The organism is Syntrophorhabdales bacterium (assembly GCA_035541455.1).
Classification (GTDB): Bacteria; Desulfobacterota; Syntrophorhabdia; order Syntrophorhabdales; family WCHB1-27; genus JADGQN01.
The window spans coordinates 1-7,734 of the sequence record DATKNH010000151.1 but is presented as its reverse complement, the minus strand read 5'-3'; the positions used below and the strand labels follow the sequence as shown (position 1 = coordinate 7,734).

At 52.6% G+C, this 7,734-nt stretch carries 11 protein-coding genes and 2 tRNA genes; 2 read left to right on the top strand and 11 right to left on the bottom strand.

Annotation, left to right across the window (positions count from 1 at the left end):
* The 9 genes from VMT71_16215 to xseB form a co-directional block, all read right to left on the bottom strand.
* A partial coding sequence (locus tag VMT71_16215; protein ID HVN25515.1) for a hypothetical protein occupies positions 1 to 262 on the bottom strand: 262 nt, incomplete at its 3' end.
* A 35-nt stretch (positions 263 to 297) separates the two neighbouring features.
* Positions 298 to 537: a DNA-directed RNA polymerase subunit omega gene (gene rpoZ / locus VMT71_16210; GenBank protein HVN25514.1), complete on the bottom strand. Its 240-nt coding sequence runs from the start codon at positions 535 to 537 to the stop codon at positions 298 to 300.
* The gene (gmk, locus tag VMT71_16205; GenBank protein HVN25513.1) at positions 518 to 1,099 is read right to left on the bottom strand and encodes a guanylate kinase; all 582 of its coding nucleotides are present in this window, start codon (positions 1,097 to 1,099) and stop codon (positions 518 to 520) included. Before gmk ends, rpoZ begins: the two co-directional genes overlap by 20 nt.
* Before the next feature lie 143 nt (positions 1,100 to 1,242).
* Complete coding sequence (locus VMT71_16200) at positions 1,243 to 2,109, bottom strand: YicC/YloC family endoribonuclease (protein ID HVN25512.1); 867 nt, start codon at positions 2,107 to 2,109, stop codon at positions 1,243 to 1,245.
* Positions 2,094 to 2,627, bottom strand: coding sequence for a DUF4416 family protein (locus tag VMT71_16195; protein ID HVN25511.1), 534 nt, complete (start codon positions 2,625 to 2,627; stop codon positions 2,094 to 2,096). The genes VMT71_16200 and VMT71_16195 overlap by 16 nt, the downstream gene beginning before the upstream one ends.
* The gene (locus VMT71_16190; protein ID HVN25510.1) at positions 2,615 to 3,346 is read right to left on the bottom strand and encodes a TlyA family RNA methyltransferase; all 732 of its coding nucleotides are present in this window, start codon (positions 3,344 to 3,346) and stop codon (positions 2,615 to 2,617) included. The genes VMT71_16195 and VMT71_16190 overlap by 13 nt, the downstream gene beginning before the upstream one ends.
* A complete protein-coding gene (gene dxs / locus VMT71_16185) occupies positions 3,328 to 5,193 on the bottom strand; it encodes a 1-deoxy-D-xylulose-5-phosphate synthase (GenBank protein ID HVN25509.1) in 1,866 nt (621 codons plus the stop codon). The genes VMT71_16190 and dxs overlap by 19 nt, the downstream gene beginning before the upstream one ends.
* Positions 5,193 to 6,077: a farnesyl diphosphate synthase gene (locus tag VMT71_16180; GenBank protein HVN25508.1), complete on the bottom strand. Its 885-nt coding sequence runs from the start codon at positions 6,075 to 6,077 to the stop codon at positions 5,193 to 5,195. The genes dxs and VMT71_16180 overlap by 1 nt, the downstream gene beginning before the upstream one ends.
* A complete protein-coding gene (xseB, locus tag VMT71_16175) occupies positions 6,077 to 6,298 on the bottom strand; it encodes an exodeoxyribonuclease VII small subunit (protein ID HVN25507.1) in 222 nt (73 codons plus the stop codon). The genes VMT71_16180 and xseB overlap by 1 nt, the downstream gene beginning before the upstream one ends.
* A gap of 77 nt (positions 6,299 to 6,375) precedes the next feature.
* On the opposite strand from xseB, the gene VMT71_16170 reads away from it, so the two are divergent.
* On the top strand, positions 6,376 to 6,762 hold the full coding sequence (locus VMT71_16170) for a secondary thiamine-phosphate synthase enzyme YjbQ (GenBank protein HVN25506.1): 387 nt from the start codon (positions 6,376 to 6,378) through the stop codon (positions 6,760 to 6,762).
* Positions 6,763 to 6,806: 44 nt separating this feature from the next.
* The gene (locus VMT71_16165; protein ID HVN25505.1) at positions 6,807 to 7,262 is read left to right on the top strand and encodes a hypothetical protein; all 456 of its coding nucleotides are present in this window, start codon (positions 6,807 to 6,809) and stop codon (positions 7,260 to 7,262) included.
* On the opposite strand, the gene VMT71_16160 is transcribed toward VMT71_16165, so the two are convergent.
* Positions 7,263 to 7,334, bottom strand: a tRNA-Cys gene (locus tag VMT71_16160).
* Positions 7,335 to 7,409: 75 nt separating this feature from the next.
* A tRNA-Gly gene (locus tag VMT71_16155) sits at positions 7,410 to 7,484 on the bottom strand.
* Between the last annotated feature and the right edge of the window lie 250 nt (positions 7,485 to 7,734).

Here is a 7,734-nt window from a genome sequence, read left to right as displayed (position 1 = left end):
TGATGGGGCCTTTCGCGCCTCCCTTCGTAGCTGCGTCGTCGCGGATTCCTCGACGTAGCTCCACTACGCCTCCGGCCCGCTCCTCCTCGCCGCCTCGGTATCCATCGAAAATCGACCCATCACGCGCATAGTTTCGGGTGGTGACTACCATATCTCCTAAGTATCCATTGAGAATCGACCTGTCATCCGCGTGTTGGTGACGCGTGGCGGTGGTAGTGTTGCGGCAGGGGTCTGCGGAAAGGGTTCTTGTTGTACCCTGCATCTCGTAACTCGGAACCCGTGACTCGTAACAGTTCTTTATAACGAGAAGTTGGAGAGCTGGTAGGGGATCTCTTTTTCTTCCAGGATCTGTTTTTTCTCGAAGTAAATCTCGCCTGCGGCAATTTCTCTTAGAGCCGTCACTACTTCCTTGTTGGTCGATTTGACGAGAGGGCGGGCACCCTTGACCAGTTGTTTGGTTCTTTTTGCTGCAAGATGTACGAGCTCGAACCGGTTTTCCACGTGCTCCATACAATCTTCAACAGTTATTCTTGCCATGCTCCTGTCCCCCTATGCACCGAATGATCGATTGGAACTGCTGGTAAGCAGCCTCTAGATTATCATTTTTCACTGCGTAAGTAAAGAGAGGCTTTTTCGCCATTTCTTCCTGCACCCGTTCCATCCTCTTTTCGATTTCTTTCTCTCCTCGCAATGAGAGGCGTTTCTTGAGTTCTTCCACTGAAGGCGGTTCCACGAAGATAAGGCACGCTGCCGCACACTTCTCTTTGACTTTTAAGGCCCCTTTAACGTCGATATCCAGGATGACGTGATGTCCTTTGTCGATGGGATCGGCTATCTCCCTGATCGGCGTTCCGTAGAGATAGCCGTGAACGGGTTCCCATTCGAGAAAGCCATTTTTGTCGATCATGCGTCGAAAAGTAGCTTCATCGGTGAAGTAGTAATCCTTGCCGTGGACCTCGTTGTGCCGTTTTTTGCGGGTGGTGTATGACACCGAAAAGAGTATGTTGTTCTCCTCTTTAAGGATACGTTCGATCAGGGTGCTCTTTCCCACCCCTGACGGTCCTGACACCACAATCAGATGCCCCTTATGCGGTGGCATCGCACCAGCCCCGTTCCGAGTTGAAGACAAGAACCTGTTCCGGGTTGCGCGTTAAAACCATACCAAAAGCGCCTTGCAGGAGGTCTTGGTCTGCGACTCGTAACCCGTAACTCGTAACAGGCCCTTTTAGACCGTAACGATGATTATTCCACATTCTGCACCTGTTCGCGCATTTTTTCTATCTCTACTTTTATCTGAATCACCCGCTCGCTGATATAGAAGTCGTTTGATTTGCTGCCTATGGTATTCGATTCCCGCACCATCTCCTGTATGATGAAATCGAGTTTGCGGCCCATTTCGTCCCGCCCGTCGAGCGTCTGCCGAAAGTGGGCCAGATGCCCCTTAAGCCGTGAAATCTCTTCTGCGATGTCAACCTTCTCCATGTAAATGGCAATCTCCTGGAGTACGCGTGACTCGTCTACCGAAGATGCCTGGATAGCCTTTTGCACTCTTTCCTTGAGCATCTCCTCATGCTTTTTTATCACCAGGGGCCACCGCTCCTCAATCTCCAGAAGAAGAGTTCGGAGTGTTTCGAGCCGCGCCGCAAGATCCTGTCTTATAAGCTCGCCTTCGCGCTCCCGCTCCTCGTTCAGCTTTGTCAGCAATGTATTAAAACAGCTGTATAGTGCATTTTCGGGTATGCTGATCTCCTCATAGACGATTATGTCTTTTGCATTCAGGATGTCCTCGATCGTCAACTCCCCTCGGAGGTTGTATGCCTCCTTCAAGTGGCGGGCCACGTCTATATACCATTTGATAGCTTGCTCATTCAACGAGGGCAAGGCAAAACCCTCATCGGCTTTTTCCCATTTTATGCTGACATCGAGCCTGCCTCTCTTGACCTGTTTCTTTGCCAACTCCCGCAAGCGCTGCTCGTAAACCGAGGCGCTTTTAGGGAGTCTGAGGGAGACCTCGAGGTAGCGACTATTCAGAGAACGCGCTTCCCCGGAGCACTTACCGCCTTCCGTTTCTGTTTCAACTTTTGAAAATCCTGTCATGCTTCTTGGCATCGCAGCAACTCCTTGTAATGGTCTCTCCACTCGTTGCAGAGGGCAATGATAGCGTCACTCCGGTAATCAGGATACGTCCATGGCAGGCCATGATAGCTGCCGTTCTCGAACATCAGCGTCAAATCCCCGAAAATACCCTGCCCCAGGTAGAGGCGATGCGCATACCCTTTTGTCGTGGCAAGCACAACGTGCTCAAAGGCTATATATCCAGGATCGATATTGACCGTTCGTTTACCCTGTTGTGCGTAGTGCATCTCGATTTCGTTGGTTCGTAATTTTACCTCAGGAAGCTGTTCGCGGGAAGCCAATGATGCGAAAAGAAGAAAACAGCGACTCAGATTCCGTCCCATCTCTTTCTCATAGTAATCTGAATGAGAAAAAGGTTCTACGGCGGACCGGACGCGGATGGTGCCCAGTGTGCGGACGAGCTCTTGTTCGATAGCGGCCATGGAGGCTTGGTCGTTAAATATCAGGCTCGTAAAGTAAATGACAGACGGCGGTCTTTTTACAGTTCCCACTGTATGAAGTATTCCCTGTTCTTCCTTTCTTTTTCTCTGGGCGCCTCAACAGCGCGCACCGGTCGCAGACCCAGGCCCTGTCCGAACTGCTTGATATCTTCAATGACGCGGCGCACCTTTTCCTGGTCTTTGACAATGCCTCCTTTGCCGACCTGGTATCTTCCTACCTCGAACTGCGGCTTGACCAGCGTAACCATCACAGCCCCTGGACGCATCAGAGAGACCAGGGGAGGGAGTATCTTTTTCAGGGATATGAAGGAGACATCTACAGTGATAATGTCTACCTGCTCTCCTACCTGTAAAGGCGTCAGATAGCGGGCGTTCACACCCTCCAGGAGGACAACCCGCGAGTCCTTCCGCACCTTCTCGTGAAGTTGATGAACACCAACGTCGACCGCGTAGATGCGCGCTGCTCCCTGCTGAAGCATGTAGTCTGAAAAGCCGCCGGTCGATGACCCGATGTCAAGCGCTACCATACCCTTTGCGTTCAGGCCGAACGCGTCGAATGCGTGTTTGAGTTTTGTCCCACCAAAGCTAACGTAGGGCAGGCTTCCCGGCCTTACCTCTACACGCGCGTCCACATCGACCTGTTGATCGGGTTTGAGGGCTTTTTGGCCTTCAACATAGACGGCGCCTGCCATTACAAGAATCTTGGCTTTTTCTCTCGAATCGACAAGTGCCTTTTGCGTAAGGAGGGTGTCTATTCTCTGCTTAGCCAAAGCCTCACGGTCTTTTTTATGCCTTCTGGATCAAGACCAACGAGTTCGCGCAGCATCTTTTGAGTGCCATGGGCGAGGAACCGGTCGGGGAGGCCGATTCTCTTCACCGGTATGCGTACTCCCTCGTCCGATAAGACCTCCATAACTCCGCTGCCGAAACCGCCGATGATCGTATTCTCCTCGATCGTGAGTACCCTACGGGTATGCGTTGCCAGGTTGATTATCACTTCGCGATCCATTGGCTTTGCGAATCTGCCATTTACGACCGCGCAGCTTATTCCCTCCTTTTCCAGGTCAAAGGCGGCGTCGAGTGCGGCATACACCACGGGCCCGCACGACATCAGCGTAATGTCTGAGCCTTCCTTCATGACTTCCCATGTTCCTATCGGGATTTCAGCAAAGGCGGGCGCTATTGGGACGCCGACCGCCTCTCCCCGGGGGTAGCGGATGGCAGCCGGTTTTCCGTAGCGGTACGCGGAATAGAGCATCTGCTTCAGCTCGTTCTCATCCTTGGGGCTCATTACCACCATATTGGGGATATGGCGGAGATAGGAGATATCGAAACTCCCGTTGTGGGTGGGGCCGTCCTGCCCGACCAGGCCGCTCCGGTCCAGGGCGAAGACCACAGGGAGTTCCTGAAGGCAGACATCTTCAATGACCTGGTCATATGCCCTCTGCAGGAAAGTCGAGTATATGGCGACAAACGGCCTGAGGCCCCGACAGGCCAAGCCGGCGGCAAATGTGACGCCGTGCTGTTCCGCGATCCCTATGTCGTAGAATCGATCGGGGAATACCTGCGAAAACTTCTCCAGGCCCGTACCGAGGCACATGGCGGCTGTTACGGCCACAACCTTGCTGTCGAGTTCTGCCAGTTGAATAACCGCGTCGCCGAACGCGTCTGTGAAGGTGGGTTTTCCGTTCTGTATAGAGGCGCCTGTTGCAACGTCAAACTTTGATACCCCGTGGAACCGCGCAGGATCTTCTTCTGCGGGCGGGTAGCCCTTGCCTTTTTTAGTGATCACATGAACCAGGCGGGGTCCTTTGAGGCGCTTCACGTTCCTGAGTGTTTCCAGGAGGTGGGTTAAATTGTGTCCATCGACAGGACCGACATAGGTGAAGCCGAGTTCTTCGAAAAGTATGCCCGGTGTCACCAGCCCCTTAACTGCCTCTTCCAGTTGACGGGCCGCTTTATAGACCCTGTCACCTATTCCAGGCCATTGCTTGAGCCTGCTCTTGATCTCTTCCCTGGCCCTGCTGACGAAATCACCCGTCATGATGCGGTTGAGATGCGCCGAAAGAGCACCCACGTTCTTTGAAATCGACATCTCGTTATCGTTCAGGATAACGATAACGTCGGTTTTGAGATGACCTGCATGGTTGAGGGCTTCGAAGGCCATGCCACCCGTAAGGGATCCATCTCCTATGACTGCAATGACGCTCTGGTTCTGCCCCAGTTTCTTCGCTGCCTCAGCCAGCCCCACGGCCACAGAAATAGAATTGCTTGCGTGACCTGTATCGAAGACATCGTAACAGCTTTCTCTTCTGCAGGGGAAACCGCTCAAGCCCCCGTTCTGTCTGATTGTCCAGAGCTTGTCCTTTCGTTCGGTGAGAATCTTGTGGGGATAACACTGATGACCGACATCCCACACGATCTGCGCCGCGGGTGTCTCAAAGACATGATGCAGCGCCAGGGTCAGCTCGACCACGCCCAGGTTTGACGAAAGGTGGCCACCCGTCTTTGAAACTGTTTCAATGATCACGTGGCGCATTTCATCGGCAAGCGTTTGCAACTCGGGAAGGGTGAGCTCCCGTATATCTTCCGGAGATGTTATTCTGTCGAGAAGCATCAGGAAGACCTCTTGCCGATGTAGAGGGCCAAGTCGGTGAGCACTTTCCCGTCAGGGCCAAGGAAAGCCACGGCCTCCACGGCCTCGTGTATCAACTCGTCCAGTCGTGCTCTTGACTGTTCTATGCCGTAATGGCGTATATAGGTCTGCTTGGTGACATCCTTTCTCAGCTTCTTGCCCACAATCTTTTCGTCGCCTTCGGCATCCAGCAGGTCGTCTCCGACCTGGAATGCGAGACCCAGAGACGCACCGTATCTGGTGAACTGCTCCAGCTCCTGTGCCGTTACTTGAGCCGCAAGGGCTCCGACCCTCACTGCCGCCCGAATCAGTGCAGCGGTTTTGTTCCTGTGTATGTAGTCAAGGATACCCTTGGTCCCTTCTTTGCCGTCGTACATCACATCGACGACCTGCCCCGCGATCATCCCCTCTGCACCGGCAGCCTGGGCGATTTCATTGAGCATTTGCCTTGCGATTGCCGGCGGCGTATGCGCGCTGAAGCGGGGATCTGTCATCACCCTGAAGGCCTCGGTCAGCAGTGCATCCCCGGCCAGCAAGGCGATTGCTTCCCCAAAAACCTTGTGGCACGTAGGTTTTCCCCGTCGCAGGTCATCATTGTCTATGCACGGGAGATCGTCGTGGATGAGCGAGTACGTGTGAATCATTTCTATGGCGCAGGCAAACGGAAGTACTGACGCTACCTCTCCTTTTTTTGCATCGCACGCGGCGAGCGCCAGTATAGGCCTGATTCTTTTGCCCTCGGAGAAGAGGCTGTGCTCCATGGCATTCCTGAGAACGTCGGGAGGCGTGGCAAAGGCTGCAAAGATAGTATGAAGGAACTCCTCTACCTGGAGCCGCTTCTCATCAAGAAAAACTCGGATGTCCACTAAGACTCTTCCTGCGGGAAAGGTTTTTTTTCTATAGTGCCGTCTTCTTTTTTTATGAGGATCTCTACCTTCTTTTCGATCTCGTCCAGTCTTTTGGAAAGGTCTTTGGTGAGGAGAAGACCTTCTTTGAAAAGATCCAGAGCGGCGTCCAGAGACACCTGCCCTTCGTCGAGGATGCCTACAATCTCCTCCAGCCTCTTCAAGCCCTGTTCGAATTTCACAGACTATAGTATACCGGTGGCGGAGGTTATTTTTCAAGGACTTGATATGCGGGATACCGGTGCAGTAGAATTAACGCGTGGTGGAAATCAAGGTCAGAACCGACGCCAGAATTCAGGGGAAGAGTATCACAAAGGATGTGGCCCGGGCCGTCCAGAACATGGAAGGGACACTCCTTTATCTCTTCACACCGCATACGACGTGCGGTCTTCTGATCAATGAAGATGCAGACCCTGCGGTAATCAGTGACATCATGGATGGCTTGAACAGGCTTGTGCCGCGGAACCACCCTTACAAGCATGCAGAAGGTAATGCCGACGCCCACATCAAATCTTCTTTGGTCGGCCATTCCCTGCTTGTCCCATTCTCCGGCGGGCAACTGAGGTTGGGCACGTGGCAGGGCATCTTCCTGATGGAATTCGATGGGCCCAGGGAGCGCAAGGTACATCTTACGGTGCTCGGGTAGGATGCCCGGGCCGGATGTCATTCAAGGCACTAAGGAGATATGCAATGAATAGATTTATGGCTGTAGCAGTTATGGCGATGCTCATGGTTACGCTCTATACGGCCGCTGTGTGCGCCAAGGAAGATATTGTGACGCCGAAAGAGTATGGTGTCTACATCAAAACGCCCAAAGCGCTCAAGAGGTTGCTGCCCAACATAGTGTTTGACGAGAAGGGCGTACTTTTTATAGAGAGCAACAACCCGCAACGCTTTCCCCTCGCCGAGATACAGCAGCTTATCGTGTACGGAAAGTACGATACGAAGTACCTGACGTTGAACCCGATGCTGTTTGTCAGCGAGACAGCTCTTCACAAGTCACGTTTCATATTTGGAAAGGATATTGAGCTGGAGATTGCCAAAAAGAGCGACGTTCTGTACTCGATAAAGCCCAAGAGTCTCTTTGGAAGAGGCTACTACAGTCTCTGGATCAACGATACTGCCTGGGATTTTGTGGTTGAATAAAGGCGGCATCCGGATTTGAACCGGAGAATAACGGTTTTGCAGACCGCTGCCTTACCACTTGGCTATGCCGCCACATGGTGCGGGTAGAGTAGTGACCCGCCTTTCGTCTGCCGGAGCGGACAAACGCTCCAGCTCTTTTTTCAGTTTTGGAGCGGGAAACGGGATTTGAACCCGCGACTTCAACCTTGGCAAGGTTGCACTCTACCGCTGAGTTATTCCCGCACCTCATAGGTTATAATATAATCCCATATGCATGTCAATGCCCACCGACTTGCCTTCAACTGTATACCTTCAGGTATCTTAATAAATAGCCTTCGAGATCAGCCTACAGCTAACAGCTAACTACACGTTTCTCTTTCCCGGGCGACGTGGATTGGTTGGCTGTCCGCGCAGAATGTGTGGACTCACAAGAAAAAATATGAATATATGATGGCAATGATCGATGCTGTGATTAACCTGCTGCCTCACCATT